General features: G+C 70.2%; 19 protein-coding genes. 10 read left to right on the top strand and 9 right to left on the bottom strand.

Features of this window, described 5'->3' with window-relative positions; all coding sequences use genetic code 11:
* Nucleotides 1–37: 37 nt before the first annotated feature.
* Nucleotides 38–1279 carry a DNA polymerase domain-containing protein gene (locus ACH3VR_RS16930; RefSeq protein ID WP_397557503.1) on the bottom strand — a complete coding sequence of 414 codons (1242 nt, stop codon included), beginning with the start codon at nt 1277–1279 and terminating at the stop codon, nt 38–40.
* 273 nt (nt 1280–1552) lie between these two features.
* Nucleotides 1553–2485 carry a Bax inhibitor-1/YccA family protein gene (locus tag ACH3VR_RS16925; RefSeq protein WP_397557502.1) on the bottom strand — a complete coding sequence of 311 codons (933 nt, stop codon included), beginning with the start codon at nt 2483–2485 and terminating at the stop codon, nt 1553–1555.
* A 153-nt stretch (nt 2486–2638) separates the two neighbouring features.
* On the opposite strand from ACH3VR_RS16925, the gene ACH3VR_RS16920 reads away from it, so the two are divergent.
* Entirely contained in the window at nt 2639–3646 is a 1008-nt protein-coding gene (locus ACH3VR_RS16920) for a glycerophosphodiester phosphodiesterase family protein (protein ID WP_397557501.1), read from the top strand.
* Between the two features lie 35 nt (nt 3647–3681).
* Here the strand turns inward: ACH3VR_RS16920 and ACH3VR_RS16915 are convergent, their stop codons facing one another.
* Nucleotides 3682–4884, bottom strand: coding sequence for a trans-sulfuration enzyme family protein (locus ACH3VR_RS16915; RefSeq protein ID WP_397557500.1), 1203 nt, complete (start codon nt 4882–4884; stop codon nt 3682–3684).
* Nucleotides 4885–4971: 87 nt separating this feature from the next.
* On the opposite strand from ACH3VR_RS16915, the gene ACH3VR_RS16910 reads away from it, so the two are divergent.
* The gene (locus tag ACH3VR_RS16910) at nt 4972–5415 is read left to right on the top strand and encodes an Lrp/AsnC family transcriptional regulator (protein ID WP_397557499.1); all 444 of its coding nucleotides are present in this window, start codon (nt 4972–4974) and stop codon (nt 5413–5415) included.
* A 2-nt stretch (nt 5416–5417) separates the two neighbouring features.
* Here ACH3VR_RS16910 and ACH3VR_RS16905 read toward each other — a convergent pair whose 3' ends face one another.
* The 3 genes from ACH3VR_RS16905 to ACH3VR_RS16895 are packed head-to-tail and all read right to left on the bottom strand — an operon-like array spanning nt 5418 to nt 9243.
* Nucleotides 5418–6791, bottom strand: a complete 1374-nt coding sequence (locus ACH3VR_RS16905) for an aspartate ammonia-lyase (RefSeq protein ID WP_397557498.1) — start codon at nt 6789–6791, stop codon at nt 5418–5420.
* Nucleotides 6788–8197 carry an aldehyde dehydrogenase family protein gene (locus tag ACH3VR_RS16900; RefSeq protein WP_397557497.1) on the bottom strand — a complete coding sequence of 470 codons (1410 nt, stop codon included), beginning with the start codon at nt 8195–8197 and terminating at the stop codon, nt 6788–6790. Before ACH3VR_RS16900 ends, ACH3VR_RS16905 begins: the two co-directional genes overlap by 4 nt.
* Nucleotides 8194–9243, bottom strand: coding sequence for a homoserine dehydrogenase (locus tag ACH3VR_RS16895; protein WP_397557496.1), 1050 nt, complete (start codon nt 9241–9243; stop codon nt 8194–8196). The genes ACH3VR_RS16900 and ACH3VR_RS16895 overlap by 4 nt, the downstream gene beginning before the upstream one ends.
* A gap of 342 nt (nt 9244–9585) precedes the next feature.
* On the opposite strand from ACH3VR_RS16895, the gene ACH3VR_RS16890 reads away from it, so the two are divergent.
* From ACH3VR_RS16890 to ACH3VR_RS16880, 3 genes are read left to right on the top strand one after another with little or no spacing between them, the layout of a single operon-like run.
* Nucleotides 9586–11085, top strand: coding sequence for an amino acid permease (locus tag ACH3VR_RS16890; protein ID WP_397557612.1), 1500 nt, complete (start codon nt 9586–9588; stop codon nt 11083–11085).
* Nucleotides 11082–12206, top strand: a complete 1125-nt coding sequence (alr, locus tag ACH3VR_RS16885; RefSeq protein ID WP_397557495.1) for an alanine racemase — start codon at nt 11082–11084, stop codon at nt 12204–12206. The genes ACH3VR_RS16890 and alr overlap by 4 nt, the downstream gene beginning before the upstream one ends.
* A gap of 25 nt (nt 12207–12231) precedes the next feature.
* Nucleotides 12232–12972: an IclR family transcriptional regulator gene (locus tag ACH3VR_RS16880; RefSeq protein WP_397557494.1), complete on the top strand. Its 741-nt coding sequence runs from the start codon at nt 12232–12234 to the stop codon at nt 12970–12972.
* Here ACH3VR_RS16880 and ACH3VR_RS16875 read toward each other — a convergent pair.
* Nucleotides 12964–13749, bottom strand: coding sequence for an IclR family transcriptional regulator (locus ACH3VR_RS16875; protein WP_397557493.1), 786 nt, complete (start codon nt 13747–13749; stop codon nt 12964–12966). The genes ACH3VR_RS16880 and ACH3VR_RS16875 overlap by 9 nt on opposite strands.
* Nucleotides 13750–13951: 202 nt before the next feature.
* Between ACH3VR_RS16875 and ACH3VR_RS16870 the strand changes: the two genes are divergently transcribed.
* Nucleotides 13952–14152, top strand: coding sequence for a S1 RNA-binding domain-containing protein (locus ACH3VR_RS16870; RefSeq protein ID WP_397557492.1), 201 nt, complete (start codon nt 13952–13954; stop codon nt 14150–14152).
* Nucleotides 14153–14206: 54 nt separating this feature from the next.
* On the opposite strand, the gene ACH3VR_RS16865 is transcribed toward ACH3VR_RS16870, so the two are convergent.
* Entirely contained in the window at nt 14207–15730 is a 1524-nt protein-coding gene (locus tag ACH3VR_RS16865) for an APC family permease (protein WP_397557491.1), read from the bottom strand.
* Between the two features lie 123 nt (nt 15731–15853).
* Nucleotides 15854–16762, bottom strand: a complete 909-nt coding sequence (locus ACH3VR_RS16860) for a LysR family transcriptional regulator (protein ID WP_397557490.1) — start codon at nt 16760–16762, stop codon at nt 15854–15856.
* 122 nt (nt 16763–16884) lie between these two features.
* Between ACH3VR_RS16860 and ACH3VR_RS16855 the strand changes: the two genes are divergently transcribed.
* The 4 genes from ACH3VR_RS16855 to ACH3VR_RS16840 are packed head-to-tail and all read left to right on the top strand — an operon-like array spanning nt 16885 to nt 20415.
* Entirely contained in the window at nt 16885–17382 is a 498-nt protein-coding gene (locus ACH3VR_RS16855) for a YjbQ family protein (RefSeq protein WP_397557489.1), read from the top strand.
* 2 nt (nt 17383–17384) lie between these two features.
* Nucleotides 17385–18872, top strand: coding sequence for an FGGY-family carbohydrate kinase (locus ACH3VR_RS16850; protein ID WP_397557488.1), 1488 nt, complete (start codon nt 17385–17387; stop codon nt 18870–18872).
* Nucleotides 18869–19675, top strand: coding sequence for a sugar phosphate isomerase/epimerase family protein (locus ACH3VR_RS16845; protein ID WP_397557487.1), 807 nt, complete (start codon nt 18869–18871; stop codon nt 19673–19675). The genes ACH3VR_RS16850 and ACH3VR_RS16845 overlap by 4 nt, the downstream gene beginning before the upstream one ends.
* Complete coding sequence (locus tag ACH3VR_RS16840; RefSeq protein ID WP_397557486.1) at nt 19672–20415, top strand: triose-phosphate isomerase; 744 nt, start codon at nt 19672–19674, stop codon at nt 20413–20415. Before ACH3VR_RS16845 ends, ACH3VR_RS16840 begins: the two co-directional genes overlap by 4 nt.
* Nucleotides 20416–20421 lie beyond the last annotated feature (6 nt).

Genomic DNA, 20421 nt, shown 5'->3' with positions numbered 1-20421 from the left:
CTCGACCCCTCGACAAGCTCGGGGACCGGGATCAGTGTCAGCCGTCCTCCCGGCCGGGCCAGACCTTGCCGGCCCACGGGTCGTAGTCGGCGAGGAGCGGTCCCTGCTCGGGGCGCTCGGGCTCGGGCACGTGCTGGAGGTTGATGCGCACGCGGTACCAGAGCGAACTCGAGCCGCGCATGCCGTCGATCATGACGTCGGCGGGACTCAGCTGCGCCACGACATCGGGGTGCTGCTCGTTCCAGGTCTGCAGAGCGGCGAGCGCCTCCGACTTGAGCTTCGTGCGCGCGACCTCGATGAGGGGCATCGTCGAGACGCGGCGCCCCGAGCCGTCCCCGGCGCGGGGCGGCTTCTCGGCGGGACCCAGCTCCTTCGCCAGGCCGAGCAGGCCGTCGAGCGTGCCGACGGCGTCGTCGATGCCGTCGTGCGGATCGCCGATCTCGGCGAAACGCGCCGGCACCGTGAGCACCGTGAACTCCTCGGGGCGGCGCGTGCGCACCTCGTCCCAGTCGAGCGGTGTGGACACCCGGGCGTCGGGGAGCGGGCGGATCGAATACGCGGATGCCACGGTGCGGTCCTTCGCGTTCTGGTTGAAGTCGACGAACACGCTCTCGCCACGCTCCTCCTTCCACCACCGCGCCGTCGCGAGGCCGGGCGCGCGGTTCTCGACCTCGCGCGCGAGCGTCTCGGCGGCGAGGCGCACGTCGCGGAAGTCCCACTGCGGCGCGATGCGGACGAGGATGTGCATCCCGCGCGACCCGCTCGTCTTCGGCCATCCCACGAGGCCGCAGTCGTCGAGCACTTCGCGGGCGACCATCGCGACGTCCACGATCTGCGACCAGTCGACGCCCGGCATGGGGTCGAGATCGATCCGCAGCTCGTCGGGATGGTCGAGATCCTCCGCCCGCACGGGATGCGGGTTGAGGTCGAGGCATCCCAGGTTCACGACCCACGCGAGGCCCGCGGCATCCCGGATCACCGCCTCCTCCGCCGACCGCCCCGACGCGTAGTGCAGCGTCGCGGTCTCGATGAAGTCGGGGTGGTTCTCGTCGACGCGCTTCTGGAAGAACGGCTCTGCGGCGATGCCCTTCACGAAGCGCTTGAGCACCATCGGCCGCCCGCCGGCGCCGCGCACGGCGCCCTCCGCGACCGACAGGTAGTACTGCACGACGTCGAGCTTCGTCAGACCCGGTTCGGGGAACACGATCTTGTCGGGGCTCGAGACGCGGACCTCGCGCCCCTCGATCTCGAGGAAGGTCTCTTTGCGGGCAGGGCTCACGCGCCCCACGTTACGGCGGCGAGGGATGCCCCGGCCAGGCCTTGCCGCGGCATCCCATGCGCTGCTGGGCGATTCGGTGGGCCCGAATCGTCGCCTGCCTCGGCCGATGCGACCGTTTGTGCCCAGTGAGGGCGTTCGCCGCCGCAACCGTCGCGTTCAATGGGCCGGAATCGTCGCGTGGGGCGGACGACGCGACGATTCGCGCCCAGCGAAGCGGCGCAGGCACGCGAGAAGGCCGCCCCGAGGGACGGCCTTCTCGTCGAACGCGGAGTGCTAGTTGCTGCCTCGGAGGATCGCGAGGATGCGGAGGATCTCGATGTACAGCCAGACGACCGTCACCATGATGCCGAAGCCGCCGAGCCAGCCGAACTGACGGGGAGCGCCGTTGCGGACGCCCTGCTGGATCGAGTCGAAGTCGAGCACGAGCGAGTACGCCGCCATGATGACGACGAGCACGCCGATGATGAGGCCGAGCGGGATGCCGAAGACCTTGACGCTGTAGATGCCGAAGGGGCCCGCGCTGTCAGGGCCGCTGAAGGCGCCGAACATCATCATCACGACATTGATGAGGGCGAACACGAGGTAGCCGATCATCGCGACCATGAAGATCTTCGTCGCACGCTTGGTGGCGCGCACCTTGCCGCTCGCGAAGAGGGCGAGGGTCACGCCGACGACGGCGAGGGTCGCGACCGTCGCCTGCACGACGATGCCGGGCCAGATGAACTCGAAGTACGCCGAGATCGCGCCGACGAAAAGACCCTCGAAGAGGGCGTACCCGAAGATCAGCGCGGGGCGCACCTTCTTGCGCGACGTGAACGCGACGACCATCGCGAGGACGAAGCCGCCGAGGGCGCCGATGATCCATGGGGCCATCGAGATCGTCGTGGCGGCGGCCGGCTCGACCGCTCCGCCGAGGGTCCACACCCAGCCGACGACCGCGCCGACGAGGAGGACGACGAAGAGGGCGAGGGTCTTCAGGACGGTGTCCTCCACCGTCATGCGCCCCGTGGCGATCGCGTCGGCCGAGGGGGCGGCGAAGGCGCCTTCGAGCCGGGCCTGGGTCGCGGCATCCACTCCCGCCTGGGCGGTCGATGCATACTGCGTCGGCCCGCCGAGCTGGGCCGCCTGCGGACCGCCCGGGTAGGTCTTGACGGCCTTGGGGTCCTGGAAGGCCGGGTTGTTGAATGCGGGGTTTGCCGAGGCCATGCTCGATCACACTCCATCAGTAGGTTGCAGCGAGGTGCTGTGGCTCCACGATAACCGATAGGGTGTCCGGCCCTCCCGCCTCGCGCTGAGAGACCCCTTTGAGCCTGCGTCGCGCGCGGGTCGGCGCGGAGTGCCGCGGGTAACGTGGCTCGCATGCCGCGCTCTCGCCCGCTCGTCATCGGGCACCGCGGTGCTCCGGGCTACCGGCCCGAGCACTCCCGCTCGTCGTACGACCTGGCGCTCGCGATGGGCGTCGACGCGGTCGAGCCCGATGTCGTCGTCTCGCGCGACGGCGTGCTCGTCGTGCGTCACGAGAACGAGATCGGGTCGACGACGGATGTCTCGACCCGGCCCGAGTTCGCGAATCGCCGCACGACCAAGACGGTCGACGGCGAAGACCTCACCGGCTGGTTCACGGAGGACTTCACGTGGGACGAGCTCGCGACGCTGCGCTGCCGTGAGCGGCTGCCCGCCGTCCGGCAGACGAGCGCGTCGTTCGACGACCGGCAGCCCGTGCTCCGGCTGCGCGACGTGCTGGACTTCGTGCGCGCGGCGTCGTTCGAGCAGGGTCGCGAGATCGGCGTCGTGCTCGAGATCAAGCACGCCACTTACTTCGCCTCGCAGGGGTGGGATGTGGCCGCCCTCGTCGACGCGGAGCTGTGCGCGGCGGGCTGGGCGGCCGGTGAGCTGCCGCTCGTCGTCGAGTCGTTCGAGTCGACGGCGCTGGTGCGCCTGCGGGAACGGGGCGTCCAGGGCACCTACGTCTACCTGCTCGAGGCGAGCGGCCGCCCTTTCGACCTCGTGGCCGCGCATGGCAAGGCGGCGCCGACGTATGCGGCGACGGCGGCACCCGAGGGGCTCGATGCGCTCGCCGGGGTCGTCGACGGCATCAGCGTCGACAAGCGCATGATCCTCGCGCCCGACCGCCTGGGCCGCACGGCGGGACCGTCCCGGATCGTCGCAGACGCGCACGAGCGGGGCCTGCAGGTCTTCACCTGGACGTGCCGCCCCGAGAACGCCTTCCTCATCGCGCAGTTCCGCGGGCACGGCGGTCGGAGCGCGTTCGGCGACTGGGAGGGTGAGTGGTCGGTGATCCGGGATGCCGGCATCGACGGCGTCTTCGTCGACCACGCCGACCTCGGGGTCGGGTTCTTCCACTGAGGCGCTGTCCGTTCCGCGGCGGGCCGGCGGAGCGCTCAGCCGAAGGTGGCGTCGAGGGCTTGCGAGAGGTCGGCGAGCAGGTCGTCGGTGTCTTCGATCCCCACCGAGAGGCGAAGGTGTCCGAGACGGCGGAACGGCTCGGGGTACGTCGTCACGCGCGGTCCCTCCGCACCGGTGTGCACGATCAGAGAGTCGTCGTGACCGAGCGAAAAGCCCGACGTGATGAGGCGCAGCCGGGCCACGAACCGGTTCTGCGTCTCGGGATCGCCGTCCACGGCGAACGCCATCATGCCGCCGTTGCCGCGCCCGTCGAACTGTCGCGCCGCGAGCGCATGCTCGGGGTGCGACGGCAGGCCGGGGTAGCGCACGTACGCGACGCGCGGGTCGGCGTCGAGCAGTTCGGCGACCGCCTGCGCTGAGGCGAGATGCTGGCGCAGGCGCAGCGGCAGCGTCACGGATCCCCGTTGGATCTGCCACGCGTTGAAGGGCGAGATGACGCCGCCGACGTCGACCATGGCATCGGCTTTGATGGGCTGGATGAGCTCGTGCGCGCCGATGACGGCGCCGCCCATCGCGTCTCCATGACCGTTGATGTATTTGGTGAGCGAGTGCGCGACGAGGTCGGCGCCGTCCGCGAGGGGGCGGTAGAACGGCGGCGGGGTGAAGGTCGAGTCGACCATCAGGAGGGCGTCGGCGGCGTGCGCGATCTCGGCCAGCGCCCGGATGTCGGCGACCTTCGTCGTCGGGTTGGCGATGGCCTCGACGCACACCAGCCGCGTCTCGTCGCGGATCGCCGCGCGGACGGCCTCGAGATCGGTGACGTCGACGAATGTCGCCTCGATCCCGTAGCGCTGCGGCAGGAGCTCGGTCCACAGTCGCCACGTCGCCTCGTAGGTGACGTCGCTCACGACGACGTGGTCGCCGACCCGGACGTGCGAGAAGAAGACCGCGTGCAGGGCGGCGACGCCGCTCGCGAGGGCGACGGCGTCCTCTCCGCCCTCCATCGCGGCGAGTTTGGCTTCCAGGCCCGACTGGTTGACGCCCGTGTTGCGGGTGTAGAGGCCGGGGGCGGTCGCCGACCAGCTGATCTCGCTGGGGTCGTCGGGGAGCTGATACGAGTTCGCCATGACGAGGGGGGTCCGCAGCGCCATGGTGCTGTCCAGCGCCTTGCCGCCGTGCACCGAAAGGCTCAGGTCGTTCAGCGTTTCGGGCAGGGTGCGATCTGGGTGCTCGTGCATCGATCTTCCTCTCCATGGCAGCGTCGCCTATGCTGTTCGTGCAACATTAGCACTAGAGATTGCGTTTGACGCACACAAGGGAGCGCCATGACCGGCCTGCACCTCGACGAGATCGACCACCGGATCCTCGCCGAGCTCACGGCGGACGCACGTCTGCCGCTCGTCACCCTCGCGGGCCGGGTGCACCTGTCCCGCAACGCCGTCAAGCAGCGCATGGAGCGCATGGAGCGCGACGGCGTCATCGACGGCTACACCCTCCGCCGCGGCGCGGGCAGTGCGCGACGCATGACCGCCGTCGTGCTGGTCTACCGTGCCGACCGCATGCGCGGGGGAGGCGTCGTCACCGAGCTGGCGCGGATCCCCGAGGTCGTGCGGTGCGACATCCTCTCCGGCCAGTTCGACCTGCTCGTCACGGTCATCGCGGAGTCGATGGATCGCATCGGCGAGATCTGGGAGCAGATCGCCGCGCTCCCCGGCGTCGCCGACACGGTCACCTCCGTGTCGCTCGCGCGTCCAGTCGACCGCGCCTGAGCTCATCCCGCGAGCAGGCGCACCACTTCTTCGCGTGGCATCCCCGCGATGGATGCCACGGCATCCGCGATCGGCGTGCCCGTCGCGAGCGCGTGGGCGGCCGCTCGGGCCGCCGTCTCGTATCCGATCGCGGGGACCAGCGCCGTGACGGCTCCGACCGAGACGGCGACGCGCTCGGCGAGCACCCGCTCGTCGGCCTCGATGCCCTCGACGCACAGCTCGCGCAGCACGCGGACGCCGTTGGTCATCCACCGCACCGACTGCAGAAGCGAGTGGGCGATGATCGGCTCGAACGCGTTGAGCTGCAGCTGCCCGCCTTCCGCGGCGACCGCGATCGTCACGTCGGCGCCCATCACCGAGAAGGCGATCTGGTTTACCACCTCCGGGATCACCGGATTCACCTTGCCGGGCATGATCGACGAGCCCGCCTGACGCGCGGGCAGCCGGAGCTCGCCGAATCCCGCCTGCGGGCCGCTCGAAAGCAGCCGCAGGTCGTTGCAGATCTTCGACAGCTTGACGGCCGTGCGACGCAGCGCTCCCGAGGTCTGCAGGAAGCCGCCCGCGTCCCACGAGGCCTCGAAGAGGTGATGTGTCGGGACCACTGCGAGTCCCGACACATCGCGCAGGTGCACGAGCACGGCTTCGCGGTAGCCGGCGGGCGCGGTCACGCCGGTGCCGATCGCCGTGCCGCCGAGGCTGCACTCCAGTAGGAGCGGCACGGCCTCGCCGAGGCGCGCGACGTCCTCGCGGATCGCGACGGCGAAGGCCATGAGCTCGTCGCCGACCGTCATCGGGACCGCGTCCTGCAGCTGGGTCCTCCCCACCTTCAGAACCGTCCGATGCGCCTTGGCCCGCTCTTCGAAGGCGTCCGCGAGGGTCGCCAGCTCGCCGCGGATCGCCGTCAGGCCCTCGACCACCGCGAGGCGGATCGCCGTGGGGTAGACGTCGTTCGTCGACTGGCTGCAGTTGACGTCGCCGATGGGGTGCACGATGTCGTAGCGGCCGGCGGCCTGGCCGAGCTCCTCGAGGGCCGCGTTGGCGATGACCTCGTTGGCGTTCATGTTGGAGCTCGTGCCGGCCCCGCCCTGCACGACGTCGACGCAGAACTGATCGTGCAGCCCGCCCTCGCGCACGCGTCGGCACGCCGCCACGATCGCCTCCACGCGCGGCGGAGGGATCAGCCCCAGATCGCCGTTGGCGAGCGCGGCGGCCTGCTTGACGGTCGCGAGGGCCCGCACGAGAGACGGATGGGCTGACAGCGGGGTGCCGCTGATCGGGAAGTTCTCCCGTGCGCGAAGGGTGTGGATGCCCCAGTACGCGTCGGCGGGCACCTCCCGCTCACCGAGCGAGTCGTGCTCGAGGCGTGTCGCGTTCATGCGTTGATGCAGATGACTTTGGGCTGCGTCATCTCCTCGTACGCGAACCGCACGCCCTCGCGGCCCATGCTCCCGTACTTGGCGCCGCCGAACGGCATGCTGTCGATGCGGTAGTCCGAGGAGTCGTTGATCATGACGCCCCCGCCGTCGAGGCGCTCCGCGACCCGGAGCGCGCGCGTGATGTCGGTCGTGAAGGTCGCGGCGTGCAGCGCGTACTCGACGTCGTTCGCCTGCGCGACGGCCTCGTCCTCCGTGTCGAAGCGGCTGATCGCGACGATGGGCGCGAACGCCTCGTCCGCCCAGAGCTCGCAGGAGAGTGTGACGTTCTCGACCACGGTGGGCCAGTAGACCGACCCGCTCCTGCGGTGGCCGCACAGCACGCGCGCGCCCGCCGCGACGGCGTCGTCCACGAGGCGCTCGGCGCGCTCCGCGGAGGCCTCGGAGATCATCGGCCCGACATCGGTCGACTCATCGCGCGGATCCCCCGCGCGCAGGGTCGCAGTCGCGGCGACGAGCCCGTCGCGGAACGCGTCGTACACGCGCCGGTGCACGAGGATGCGCTGCGTGCCGACGCAGTTCTGACCGGCGGCCCAGAAGGACCCCGAGGCGCAGGCCTGCACAGCCGCGTCGATGTCGGCGTCGTCGAAGACGATGACCGGGGCGTTGCCGCCCAGCTCCATCGCGAGGCGCTTGAGCCCCGCGGTGCGGGCGATGGCCTCGCCGGTGACGAACCCGCCGGTGAACGAGACCATCCGCACCTCGCGCGCGGCGACGAGCGCCTGCGCGAGGTGGCGGTCGCCGTGCACGACCGTCACGATCTCGTCGGGCAGGCCCGCGTCGATCAGCAGCTCGACGAGGAAGCGGGCCGTGAGCGGGGTCTCCTGCGAGGGCTTGAGCACGACGGCATTTCCGCCGGCGATGGCCGGGCCGAGCTTGTGCGCGACGAGGTTGAGCGCGTCGTTGTAGGGCGTGATCGCGACGATCACGCCGAGGGGCTCACGCGTGAACCAGCCGCGACGGTTCTCCGATCCCTCGTAGGCGTCGAAGGGGATCACTTCGCCGGACTGCGACCGGGCGGCCTCCGCGGAGAGCGCGATCGTCGTCGCCGCGCGCTTCACCTCCTTGCGCGCCTGGCGGATCGTCTTGCCCGCCTCGCGCACGATGAGCTCTGCCGCCTGCTCGGCCCGCGTGCGGAGCAGAGCCGCCGTGCGCTCGAGGATCTCGTGGCGTGTGAAGCGCGACATCCCTCGGGCGATCTGAGAGCCGACCCGTGCGCGGGCGAGGATCTCGTCGACGTCGGCGGCCGTGCTCTGGCGGAGCTGGCCGATCACGGCGCCGTCGAACGGGTTGCGCACGACGAGCTCGTCGATCTGCGCGGCAGGACTCGTCATCGTCGCTGCGCTCACGCGGTCACCGCCGCGCCCAGCTGCGCGTCGATCGCCACGATGTCCGACAGGAGCGCGAAAGCGGTCTCGACGCGGCCCGCGCCCGGCCCGCTCACCGTCACAGTCCCGAGCATGTCGGTCTCGAACGAGACGGCGTTGGTCGGGCCGTTGATGCCCGCCAGGGGGTCGCTCAGGGGCAGGGCGACAGGCTCGACAGCCGCCGTCACTCCGCCGGAGGCGTTGCGGAACGCCGAGCCGATGAGCTTCCAGCGCCGGCCCCGGGCGGCCGCCTCGACGATGTCCGCCGCCGTCACGCCGGCGATGCCGCGTCGCTGCACGTCGGTCGTCGTCATCCCGGCGCCCAGCAGCTCGTTCGCGAGGATCACGACCTTCAGCTGCACGTCCGACCCCTCGATGTCGGCTGTCGGGTCGGCCTCGGCGTATCCGAGGCCCTGAGCCTCGGCCACGGCATCCTCGAGCGTCATACCGAGCTCCATCTGACCGAGCACGTAATTGCTCGTGCCGTTCAGGATGCCGCGCACGGCGTTGATGCGCAGGCCGGCGAGCGTCTTCTCCGCGAAGCGCAGCACCGGAGTGCCGCTGACGACCGACCCCTCGTACTCGAAGCGAACGCCGTTCTCCTCGGCGATGCGGTTGAGCTCTGCCCCGGCCAGCGCGACAGGGCCCTTGTTGGTCGTCGTGACGGACTTGCCCGATTCCAGTGCAGCGCGCACGTGCGAGACCGCGGGCTCGCCGTCGACGGGGTTCGTGAAAGTGGCCTCCACGACGATGTCGGCCGTCGTGTTGCGGATCACGTAGTCGTTCTGGGGTGCCGCGGTGCCCCCGTGCCAGCCGGCGAACGTGTCGCCCGGCTCCATATCGAGCACCGCGCCGAGGTCGATGCCATCGGCCACCATGAGTGAGCCGAGGCGCAGGTCGGTGATCGCGACGACCCGCAGCTCGAAGCCGAGCTCGCGGGTCAGGTCGGCTCCGCGGTCGCGGATGGTCTCGGCCAGGGCGCGGGCCACGCCGCCGAAGCCGATCAGGGCGATGTCGTGACGGTTCACGGGAACTCCTCGATGTGAGTGGGCAGGACTGACCACAGCCTGGCGAGGGACTGTGTCGGTGCGCGCCTGTCCATCCGTCCGTCGCGGCCGACATTCTGTCGGCGGCCGGAACAGACTGTCGGATCCGCCCCGCGGGGCCTGTGAACCTTCCGTCGAGCTTGTGTGCGACCCGTCGGGCAGGTAACGTCCGTGAAACACCAAGCGTGCTAAATGAACACATGGCTGTGTTTATCTCACACGTGCAATGTCGCACACCCGACCACTGACACCTGCTTGTCCGACAATGAAGCGAGGATCTGACCGATGACCTCTTCCACACGCAGCAGAGATCTGCCCAACGCCATGCCCCACACCACCGCCACCCAGGTGCCGCTGCGCCGGCTGCAGCGGACCATGGATGCCCGCCACCTCGTCATGATCGCCCTCGGCGGCGTGATCGGATCCGGCCTGTTCCTCAGCTCCGGCTACACGATCGGCGTCGCGGGTCCGCTCGGCGCCGTCATCGCGTACCTCATCGGCGCCTTCGTCGTATGGCTCGTGATGGCCTGCCTCGGCGAACTCGCGCTCGCCTATCCCGTGTCGGGCGCCTTCCACGTCTACGCGGCACGGTCCATCAACCCGGCGACCGGCTTCACGACGGCGTGGCTCTACTGGCTGTGCTGGGTCGTCGCGCTCGGCTCGGAGTTCACCGCAGCAGGCATCCTGATGCAGCGATGGTTCCCGTCTGTGCCCGTCTGGATCTGGTGCCTCGTGTTCGCCGGCGTGCTGTTCCTCATCAACGCGATCTCGGCGCGCGTCTTCGGCGAGACGGAGTTCTGGTTCTCCCTCGTCAAGGTCGTGGCGATCGTCGCGCTCATCGTGCTCGGGGGCATGGCGATCTTCGGCTTCACGCCGCTGTCGACCGAGCATCCGCCCGCGGTGTACTTCAGCAACTTCATGACGCCCGAGGGCCTCTTCCCGAACGGTGTGATGGGCGTGCTCATGACGTCGCTCGCGGTCTTCTACGCGTTCAGCGGATCCGAGCTGATCGGCGTCGCGGCCGGTGAGACCAAGGACCCGGCGAAGAACATCCCGCGGGCGCTCCGCTCGACGGTTCTGCGTTTGCTGATCCTGTTCGTCGGGTCCATCACGGTCATCGCCGCGCTCCTCCCGTACGACGAGGCCGGCGTCACGTCGAGCCCCTTCGTCGACGTCTTCGAGTACGTCGGCGTGCCATACGCGGCGGACATCATGAACTTCGTCATCATCACGGCGCTCCTCTCGGCCGGAAACAGCGGCCTGTTCTCGTGCGCGCGCATGCTCTTCTCGCTCGCCGAGGAGGGGCACGCCCCGCGCGCGCTGGGCCGGCTCACGCGCCGCGGCATCCCGCTCGTGGCGTTGAGCGTCAGCATCCTCGTCGGGCTCGCCTCTCTGCTCTCGAGCATCATCGCCGCCGAGACCGTCTACCTCGTCCTGGTCTCGATCGCGGGTTTCGCCGTCGTGGCCGTGTGGATGTCGATCGTGGCGTCGCTGTACTTCCACCGCCGCCGGTTCGTGCGCGAGGGAGGCGACGTCTCATCGCTGCCGTACCGGACGCCGCTGTACCCGTTCGTGCCGATCCTCGCCTTCGTGCTGCTGTCGGTCTCGGTCGTCGCGATCGCCTTCGACCCGAACCAGGTCGCGGCGCTGTACTTCGGGGTGCCGTTCGTCGGGCTGTGCTACCTGTATTTCTGGCTGCGCTACGGGCGTCGTGGGGCGCGTGAGGTCTCGGTGCTCACGGGCGAGGCGCCGGTCGACCCGATGGAGGATCCCGCCGTCGAAGCGCCGACGCCGATCGCCGACGAGACTCAGACGCAGCGATGACGCCGGCCGCGGGGTGGGTCGAGGTCGACACGAGGGCCATCGCGCACAACCTCGATGTCGTCCGCGCCCACCTCGCGGACGGTGTGGAACTGTGCGCCGTCCTCAAGGCCGACGCCTACGGGCACGGAGTGGACCTGGTCGCCCCCGTCGTCATCGGGGCAGGGGTCAGGACGATCGGCGTGACGTCGAACGGCGAGGCGCGGATGCTGCGCGGTGCAGGCTTCGACGGCCGGATCCTGCGACTGCGACCCGCGCTCGCCGAGGAGATCACGGACGGCGCATCCCATGCCATCGAGGAATGGGTCGGCGGCGAGGCTCACGCGAAGGTGGTTCAGGATGCCTCGGCGACGCGCGGGCGCCGCATCCCGGTGCACGTCGCGCTCAACTCGACCGGCCTCTCCCGAGACGGCATCCCGCTCGACACCGCCGCGGGACGGCGGGCCATCGAGGCGATCGGGCGGATGCCGGGGCTCGACGTCGTCGGAGTGTGCGCGCACTTCCCCTGCGAAGACGTCGACGACGTCGAGCGCGGCGCTCGCGACTTCGCCGCCGAGGCCGGGCTTGCGGTGGAGGCGCTCGGGGTCGGCGACGTCGGCCGCCACTGCGCGACCACCTTCGCCGCTCTGTCGGTGCCCGATGCACAGTTCGACATGGTGCGGATCGGTGCGGCGCTCTACGGCGACAGCGCACTCCTCGGGGGGCGCCTGCGTCCGGCGATGCGCGTCGTTTCTCGCATCGCGGCCCTCAACGGCTATCCCGCCGGCGCCACCGCGGGATACGGCCGCGCCCACCGTCTGGCCACCGACGCGCGCCTCGGGGTCGTGCCGCTCGGGTACGCCGACGGGTACCGCCGCGGGCTCGGCCGACGCGCGGAGGTCCTCGTGCGGGGCCGGCGCGCGCCCGTGGTCGACCGACTCGCGATGAACACCCTCCTCGTCGACGTCTCGGCCATCGAGGACGCGCGCATCGGAGACGAGGTGGTCGTCTACGGCGCTCAGGGATCCGACGCGATCACGTCGACCGAGATCGAGCGGGTGACGGGCGAGATCGCCGCAGACCTCTACACCGCCTGGGGACGGCTCCTGCCTCGCCGGTCTGTGGTCGGTGTCTCGATAGGCTGAGGCGACGACGAACGGGGAGCAGCGGATGGACGGACCCTCGTCCCTGTCGCAGGGGCTCACGCTCCTCGGTGCGGTGGTGGACCGGGAGCGTTCCGGACGTCAGGGCCACAATGCGTCCCGGCTCGCGGAGGCGGTCGGCATGGAGCGCAGCCGCGTTTCGCGCCTCACGCAGGAGCTGCGCGCCCTCGACTACCTCGGTCGCACCGAGGGCTCGGTCTTCACCGCCGGGCCGGCGTTCTTCCATGCGGCGGCCGCCCTCAACGAGCCGTGGCTGCGGTCGGCGCGGCGCGAGCTGCGCCGCCTCGCATCGCGCTTCGGGATGACGGCGCGCGTGACCGTCGCGGACGGGCCGCGGGCGCTGCTCCTGCGCTTCGAATCCGGCACGGGGGCGCCGCACGCCTCAGTCCGACCAGGCATGACCACGCCCGTCTGGTGCACCGGCGGCGGTCGCGCACTGCTTCTCGACCACGACCGCGCCGCATTGCATGCGCTCCTCGACGGTGTGCAGTTCGTCGGGGTCGGGGGACCGGCCGCCGCCCGCAGCATCCCGGAGGTCGAGCGTCTCCTCGAGCGCGACCGGGAGGAGGGCCTGGTCTGCGCAGCCGACGAGTACGTCGCCGGCACCACCGAATTCGCCCTCCCCGTCCGACTGCGGGACGGGATCGCAGCATCCGTGTCGGTGGAGGGCGCCCCCGTGCCGGCCACCACGCGCACGGCCATCCGACGGATGCTCGGCGCGGCCGTCGGCCGGCTCGAATCAGTCTGACGAGGGCACTCCGAGGGCGGACGACAGGCGCCCGGCAGCCGTACGGCAGCGCTCGCCGAGCTCCGATGTCCGGTCGATGAGGGCCGCACGCTCGCCGACGATCTGCACCGCCGCGACCACCTCGAAGCGGAAGTCCCGCACGGGAGCCGACACGGAGTACAGCCCCGCCTCCGCCTCCTCGTCGACGATCGCGAAGCCGCGCTCGCGGGCCGAGTCGAGCCGCGCCAGGAACTCGTCGACGGAGCGCGGCGCCCGCGGTCCCGCACCGTCGAAGGTGGCGACCGCGAACACGTCGCGGACTTCGTCGTCGTCGGCATCCCACAGCACGGCCTGCCCGGCGTCGCTGCAGTCCGCGGGATAGGCGCGGCCGATCCACGAGCCGATCATTCGAGACGCCGGCGGCACGCTCTCGACGATCGTGACGGTGTCGGCGCCGCGCAGGACTCCGATGAAGCAGCTCTCGCCCACCTCGTCCGCAAGCTCGTCGAGGATCGTCAGTCCCTCGGTCCGCAGCCGCAGCTCGGTGATCTCCTGCGCTTCGGCATACCACCGCCAGGCGAGCCGGTAGCCACGGTGAGGCTGCCTCGTCACATAGCCCCGGCGGTCGAGCGCGGCGAGCGTGCGAGACACCTGCGAACGGTCGCGACCCAGGCGTTCGGCGACGGCCGTGACGCTCGCGCCGACGCCGGACGAACGGGCGAGTTCGGACAGCGCGGCGATCACCTCGAATCCGCGGCCCATGCTGCTGAGGTTCGCCGTCGCCGGTGGATGCGGCATGCAGCGAGCCTATCCCCGGACTGATCGTCGTCCACCACGCCGACCTCGGGTCTTCCGGTGGGACGCCGTCCGCGGTTCTAACATGGGTCGTGTGACGTCCGGGCGCGATCCGGCGCACGCGCACTCCACGACGGAAGGCATCCGGAGCGGCCGTGTCGCCCCGCGCCCGACTCACCCTGACGAAATGGAAGGGGGTGAGCACATGGCTGAGACCCTTCTCCGACCCGGCGACGAGCTGACCGCGACGGTCACGGCGACGAAGCCCTTCGGCGTCTTCGTGCGCTCCGATTCGGGCATCGACGGCCTCGTCCGCGGTGCTCGCGCAGAAGTCGGCGCGAGCATCCGCATCCGAGTGATCGAGTTCGACGACGTCGAGCACCGCTTCAGCGCGACCGCCGTCTGAGATCCGGCACACACAGGGGATGCCGCCCCCGTCGGGGGCGGCATCCATCCGGTCTCAGACCGTCTCCTCGTCGGGATGCTCTCGCGCATAGCGCGGACCCGCCTGGCCTGTCGCGAGCCGCTTGCGCAGCACGAACAGCCACCAGAGCACCGCGAGGGCGACGATCCCGCCGAAGACGTAGCCGTTGCCGGCGAACGCGGGAAGGAAGAGGAGGGCGAACTCGACCGCGGCGAACACGACGAGGCTCACGATCAGCACGGGGATCCGCGCTCGACCGAGATCGAACGTTCCCGGCTCGGCGGCGGGGATCCGGCCCCGCACCGCCGCGATGAGAAGGCCGATCGTCTGCAGCAGGTACGTCGTGAAGAACGCGAGCGTCGCGATGCCGAGGAAGTAGTTGAACGCCTGCACGCTGATGAGGGCCGACAGGAGCAGAAGCACCGAGACGACGCCGAGCGTGATGACGGCCGTCGACGGGGTCTTGCGCTTGGGTGCCACGTGCCGAAGCGCGCGGGAGGCCGGCATCATGTTGTCGCGCGACAGCGAGTACAGCAGACGGGTTCCGACGAGGACGTTCGAGAGCAGGCACACGAGGATGTTGGTCAGCGCGACCGCGATCACGATCCGGGCGAACACGGGCCCGAGCTGCTGCGAGATGATCTCCTCGATCGGCGCCGAGGATCCCTCGAGAGCGGCGGGGTCCTTGATCGCGAGCACGTACACGAGGTACATGAGGAACTCGATGATGCACGATGCCGCGAACGCGTAGAACATCGTGCGCGGGATGACGCGTCGTGCGTTCTTGGTCTCCTCCGCGACGTCGGCGACGGCCTCGACCCCCACGAGGCCGAAGAACGGACCGAGGGATGCCGCGAGCCACGCGAAGATGTACGGCGTCGCCTCGTCGGGGCTCTTGCCCATGAACAGCGACGAGAAGGGCTGCGCGTTGTCGGGGACGACGAGCATGACGATCGCGATGGCGAGGGTGACGCCGACCGTGACGACGATCTCGAGCCCGACGCCGATGTTGTTGATGAACGTCGCGAGGCGGACGCGGTAGGCGTTGATCAGGACGCACACGGCGACGACGGCGATCGCGATGAAGATCTGCTGGGCCTGCGTGAGGTTCCAGTCGAAGACGCTGCCCAGGTAGCCGGCGAAGATGTAGCCGAGGCTCGTCATGCCGCTCACCCAGCCGATGAGCGCCGCGTACCCGGTGAACCAGCCGAACGTCGAGCCGTTGAGGCGGCTCGTCCACTGGTACGCGTAGCCGGCCAGCGGGATCTTGGCGGCGACGTCGGCCGCGATGAGCGTCCAGAGCAGGAAGACCGGGATCGCCAGGAACAGCGTCCAGATGAACGGCGAGCCGGCGTTGAGGTAGCCGGCGGCGAAGCCGGTGAACACGGCCGTCGTCGCGCTGATCGTCGAGAACCCGATGGCGAACGATGCGATCCTGCCGACGGACCGATCGAGCTTCTGCGTGTATCCGAACTCTTCCAGGCGGGCGTCTTCGTCTTCACCGACCACTCGAGGCGGTGGCACGAGCGACTGCTCCTGGGGTGTGGCCGAATTGACCATGGATTCTCCTAGCTTCCTTGCCGGCCGGGGGACGGGCGACCCGCGGTTCGTTGCAGTAAGTGAAGCGATGAGGTGCCGTCGCCTGGAAGGTCGAAGCTCTTATGTATTCATAAGCAGAGTCGATCAGTGGCGAGACTGCGGACGTGGTGCGCCCGTGATCATGTGCTCGACGAGCCGGCGCGCAGGCGTCGTCAGCCTGTCGGGGCGCCACGCGACGGCGGTGTAGCTGATGGGGCGATTGGTGATCGGAACGAACTGGATGCCGGGCCGGTCGTAGAGGCGGACCATCGACGACGTCGTGAAGCTGAGCCCGACGCCGCGCGCGACCAGCGTCGCCTCGGATTCGTACGTCGCGGCTTCGGCGGCGATCTGCGGGGGAACGCCTCCGCGGGCGTCGGCCGCGTACCAGTACTCGCGCCACTTTCCGGCCGACTTGGGCGCCACGACGATGGGCTCGTCGAGCAGCTCCTCGATCCGCAGTTCGGTCCGGTCGGCGAGACGGTGGGCGCGCGGGAGGCAGGCGACCCAGGACTCCTCGGCGACGATCACCATCTCCATGTCGGGCACATCGACGGGAGGCCGGAGGAGCGCGATGTCGGTCGCTCCCGATGCGAGCCCCGCGGTCGGGTCGGAGAAGTCGAACTCGAGGGTCTCGATCGTGATGTCGGGGAACGCGCTCTCGACGCCGTCGAGGAGCTGGAAGAGCAGGTCGGCTCCCGTGCCGATGAGGTAGCCGAGGCGGACGTGGGCGTAGTCGACGAGCATCGCGACGGCTTCGAGCGCCGAGTCGACCTCCGCGAGCGCCTTGCGGACGTGCGGGAGCCACTCGCGCCCCGTCGCAGTGAGCGTGACGGACCGCGTGTTGCGGTCGAAGAGCCGATCGCCGATGACGCGTTCCAGGTTCTGGATGGCGGCGGAGAGCGCGGGCTGCGTGATGAACAGCTTCTCGGCCGCGCGGCGGTAGTTCAGCTCGGTCCCGAGCGCCTCGAAGTAGCGGAGCGCTCGCAGGTTCAGGTCGGGGAATGCGCGCATGAGGCCCGTTCGATTGATAAGCCCACGTTATGTGGTCATTGTAACTGGGAGTTTCCGCCGCCCCCGAGTGCGCCCGCAGACTGAGCTACCGAACCGCCCGGACCACGAAAGCAGGTAGCCGCATGAGCGCCCAGAGCCGCACGATCACCCTCGAGACTCCCGCCCGTCAGGAGTTCTTCGACGTGACCGAACAGCTGGCGGAGTTCGTCCGGGAGGCGGGCGTCGACGCCGGCATCGCCGTCGTCTACTCGCCGCACACCAGCTGCTGCGTCCTCCTCCAGGAGGAGTCCGAAGACGTCACCTACTACGGCACCCAGCTGATCCTGCAGGACACCCTCAACGTCCTGGCGACGATCGCGCCGCCGACGCGGCACGAGGGTCAGTATCTGCACCCGGGGCCCATCCACATCCGCAACGCGGCAGAACTGCGCGACGAGCTGCCGGCCTGGGGGCTCAACACCGACGGGCACATCATCTCGTCGATCCTCGGCCGGTCGGAGATCGTGCCGATCGTGGACGGGCAGCTCGTCCTGGGCGAGTTCGGCCGCGTCTACTTCGGCGACCTGGACTCGGTGCGGCCCCGCATCCGCACCGTCCACCTCCAGATCGTCGCGGGCTGACCATGCTCGTCTACGCCGTCGATGTCGGCACCACGAATCTGAAGGTGGTGCTCTACGACGAGCAGCTCCGGCGGCTCGCGACCGCCGCCGCCCCCGCCGTCTACGCACGCGACGGGGTCCGGGTCGAGTTCGACCCCGAAGAGCTCTTCGCCTCGGTCGTCGAGCTCATCGGGCGCTGCGCGGACGCCGCTCGTCCCGGACGGGACGAGGCGGTCATCGCGCTCACAGGGCAGGCGGAGTCGCTCGTGCTGCTCGACCGCCAGGGCGCACCCGTGCGGGCGGGACTCTCCTGGCTCGACGATCGCGCCGTCGACGAGGCGCGCGAGATCGGCGAGCACTTCGGCGCCGAGCAGGCGTTCGCCGTCACGGGGGAGCCGTTCTCCTCCACGACCTGGCCGGCCGCGAAGCTCCGCTGGCTGCGCCGCCATGAGCCCGACGCCCTGGCGGCCGCCGCCTCCGTCCTCATGATCAAGGACTACCTCGTCCTCCGCCTGACTGGCATCGCGACCGGCGAGGTCTCGACGCGCGGATTCACCTACCTCTGGGATGTCGCCGGCGGCGGCTACTGGGATGCCATGACGGAGTACTGCTCCGTGCCTCCCGGGTCGCTTCCCGACGTCGTCGCCGCGGGGAGTGACGTGGGATGCGTGCGCGACGACGTCGCGCAGCTGCTGCCTCCCGCGACCCGGTACCGCGTCAACGTCGGCGCGCTCGATCACTTCTGCGCGATGGCCGGCACGGGGTCGTACGTCGAGGGGTGCGTGAGCGAATCCGCCGGGACGGTGCTGTCGCTGTCGCTTCTGGCGGGCGACTGGGAGTTCGATCCGCAGCGGAAGGTCTCGTTCCACGCGGGCCTCCGCCAGGGCGAGACGGTGCTCTTCAACGGCGTCGACGGGGGAGGCGCGGCGCTCGAGTGGTTCCGCGTCCAGGGCCTCGGCGGCATGCCGTACGAAGATCTCGAGCGCAGCCTGCGCATGCGCGCGCACCGGGACGCCCCGATGTTCCTGCCCTACCTGACCGGGGTCAACCCGCCGGACTACTTCGCGCACGCGAAGGGCGCCTTCCTCGACCTCGACCTCGGCCACGACCGCATCGACCTCGCCTACGCCGTCGAGGAGGGCATCGCGCACCTGCTGCGCCGGAACATCGAATACTTCTCGGCCGGACCCGCTGACGAGATCGTCTCGACGGGCGGGGGCGCGGCATCCACGTTCTGGAATCAGCTCAAGGCGGACGTGTGCGGCATCGACGTCGTCGTCCCGGACGAGCTGGAGGCGACGTGCCGCGGGGCTGCCGTGCTCGCACTCGCCGCGGCGGGGATTATCGGCGACCTGAGCGAAGCGTCCGCCCTGAACCCTCCGCCGTCGGTGCGGTACAGACCGTCCGGCGACCGGCGCCGGCAAGAGCGCTATGCGCGATTCGACGACCACCTGCGGCGGCTCTTCCACGAGACGCCGGCGCTTCCGCTCCACACGAAGGACACCCCATGATGCTCTGCTGCTCGTCCCCCATGGTGCCGGGGGAGACCCTGACGGCGAAGGCCGAACTCCTCAAGGAATGGGGCTATGACGCGATCGCCGTCTTCCAGCCCCTCGACGCGTGGGATGCCGAGGCCCGCCGTGAACTCGTCGCGCTGGAGCGTCGCACGGGCATCAGGCCCGTCGAGTTCGTGCTGTCGGACGATGTCTACGGCAACGCGATGGCGGCGGATGCCGCGCTGCGCGAGCGGTGCCGGGCGATGTACCGGCAGTCGGCCGAGGTGTGCGCCGAGATCGGCGCCGTGACCGAGATCGAGTTCGAGTACGGCGCCCAGAACCCGCTGCCGCTCTTCGAGCCGTTCCGGCAGCTGAGCCCCTCGCAGCACGCCGAATTCGTCGACTTCTACCGCGAGATGCTCGACGTCGTCGCCGGCACCGAGGGGCGCGTGCTGCTCGAGCCGATCAACCGGTACGAGTGCGGCTATCTCAACCGGATCGTCGACAACGTCCGCATCATCGAGGAGATCGCGCACCCGAACGCCGGCCTGCTCCCCGACCTCTTCCACATGTCGATCGAAGAGGCCGACCCCGCGCAGGCCCTGAGGGACGCCGGAGACCACATCGTGCACGTCCACCTCGGCGACAGCAACCGCCTGCTCCCCGGAAGTGGTCACCTCGACTGGCCGGCCATCGTCCAGGCCCTCCACGACGTGGACTACCGCGGCTGCCTCAACCTCGAATGCTCGACGGAGGGCGATCCCGCCGTCAGCCTGCCGGCGACGGCAGCACGGCTGCGGAAGCTCGTGAACGCATGACCCCGCCGCTCACCGCCCCCTTCTTCGAGATCGGGCCCAAGAACCTGCTGCGGCGCGAGGCGCTCGCGGAGCTGACGCTCGCGGCGGGGCGCGCCGGCGCCGACTACGGGGTCTCGGTGGTCGTGACCGTGCCGAACGTCCTGATCGCGCCGATCGCCGACCTGGATGCCGGTGTGCACGTCTTCGCGCAGGGCATGGACGCCGACCGCCTCGGCTCGTCTTTCGGCCGCGTCACGGCCGAGGCGCTCCTCGATGCCGGAGCAGCGGGGGTGATGCTCGATCACGACGCGGCGCCCCTCGACGAGCGGACCCTCGCGGCGACCGTGCTGCGCGCGAAGGAGGTCGGCCTCGCCACGATCGTGTGTGCCGGCTCCGCGAGCGCGGGCCTCGCCGCGGCGGCTCTCGCGCCCACCGCCGTGCTGGTCGAGCCGGCGAACCTCATCGGGACGGCCGGAACGTCCGACCGGGAGTGGATCCCCCCGATCACCGCGGCTCTGCGACGCGTCGACCCGGCGGTGCTCGCGATGCATGCGGGAGGGGTGTCGTCGCCCGAGATCGTGCGCGCCATCATGGCGACCGGCGCCGACGGGACGGGGTCGACGAGCGGCGTCCTCGCCGCACCCGATCCGCTGGCGGCCGCACGCCTCTTCATCGCCGCCGCCCGCGCGGGCTGGGACGACGCCCATGCGGGTGCGGAAGCCCGCTCGGGCGGCAACGCCCGCACCCTGAACCACTGCTGACCATCA

The organism is Microbacterium alkaliflavum (genome assembly GCF_044325405.1).
GTDB classification, from domain to species: Bacteria; Actinomycetota; Actinomycetes; order Actinomycetales; family Microbacteriaceae; genus Microbacterium; species Microbacterium alkaliflavum.
The sequence above is the reverse complement of the archived record's forward strand: the minus strand, read 5'-3'. Positions and strand labels throughout refer to the sequence as shown.

Excerpts from the sequence above, each read along its gene's own strand:
- ACH3VR_RS16870 (WP_397557492.1), top strand. The coding sequence starts at position 13,952 with ATGGCTGAGACCCTTCTCCGACCCGGCGACGAGCTGACCGCGACGGTC.
- ACH3VR_RS16910 (WP_397557499.1), top strand. The coding sequence starts at position 4,972 with ATGACCGGCCTGCACCTCGACGAGATCGACCACCGGATCCTCGCCGAG.
- ACH3VR_RS16890 (WP_397557612.1), top strand. The coding sequence starts at position 9,586 with ATGCCCCACACCACCGCCACCCAGGTGCCGCTGCGCCGGCTGCAGCGG.
- ACH3VR_RS16860 (WP_397557490.1), bottom strand. The coding sequence starts at position 16,762 with ATGCGCGCATTCCCCGACCTGAACCTGCGAGCGCTCCGCTACTTCGAG.
- ACH3VR_RS16925 (WP_397557502.1), bottom strand. The coding sequence starts at position 2,485 with ATGGCCTCGGCAAACCCCGCATTCAACAACCCGGCCTTCCAGGACCCC.
- ACH3VR_RS16845 (WP_397557487.1), top strand. The coding sequence starts at position 18,869 with ATGATGCTCTGCTGCTCGTCCCCCATGGTGCCGGGGGAGACCCTGACG.
- ACH3VR_RS16850 (WP_397557488.1), top strand. The coding sequence starts at position 17,385 with ATGCTCGTCTACGCCGTCGATGTCGGCACCACGAATCTGAAGGTGGTG.
- ACH3VR_RS16865 (WP_397557491.1), bottom strand. The coding sequence starts at position 15,730 with ATGGTCAATTCGGCCACACCCCAGGAGCAGTCGCTCGTGCCACCGCCT.
- ACH3VR_RS16875 (WP_397557493.1), bottom strand. The coding sequence starts at position 13,749 with ATGCCGCATCCACCGGCGACGGCGAACCTCAGCAGCATGGGCCGCGGA.
- ACH3VR_RS16880 (WP_397557494.1), top strand. The coding sequence starts at position 12,232 with ATGGACGGACCCTCGTCCCTGTCGCAGGGGCTCACGCTCCTCGGTGCG.
- ACH3VR_RS16855 (WP_397557489.1), top strand. The coding sequence starts at position 16,885 with ATGAGCGCCCAGAGCCGCACGATCACCCTCGAGACTCCCGCCCGTCAG.
- ACH3VR_RS16905 (WP_397557498.1), bottom strand. The coding sequence starts at position 6,791 with ATGAACGCGACACGCCTCGAGCACGACTCGCTCGGTGAGCGGGAGGTG.
- ACH3VR_RS16915 (WP_397557500.1), bottom strand. The coding sequence starts at position 4,884 with ATGCACGAGCACCCAGATCGCACCCTGCCCGAAACGCTGAACGACCTG.
- alr (WP_397557495.1), top strand. The coding sequence starts at position 11,082 with ATGACGCCGGCCGCGGGGTGGGTCGAGGTCGACACGAGGGCCATCGCG.
- ACH3VR_RS16840 (WP_397557486.1), top strand. The coding sequence starts at position 19,672 with ATGACCCCGCCGCTCACCGCCCCCTTCTTCGAGATCGGGCCCAAGAAC.
- ACH3VR_RS16920 (WP_397557501.1), top strand. The coding sequence starts at position 2,639 with ATGCCGCGCTCTCGCCCGCTCGTCATCGGGCACCGCGGTGCTCCGGGC.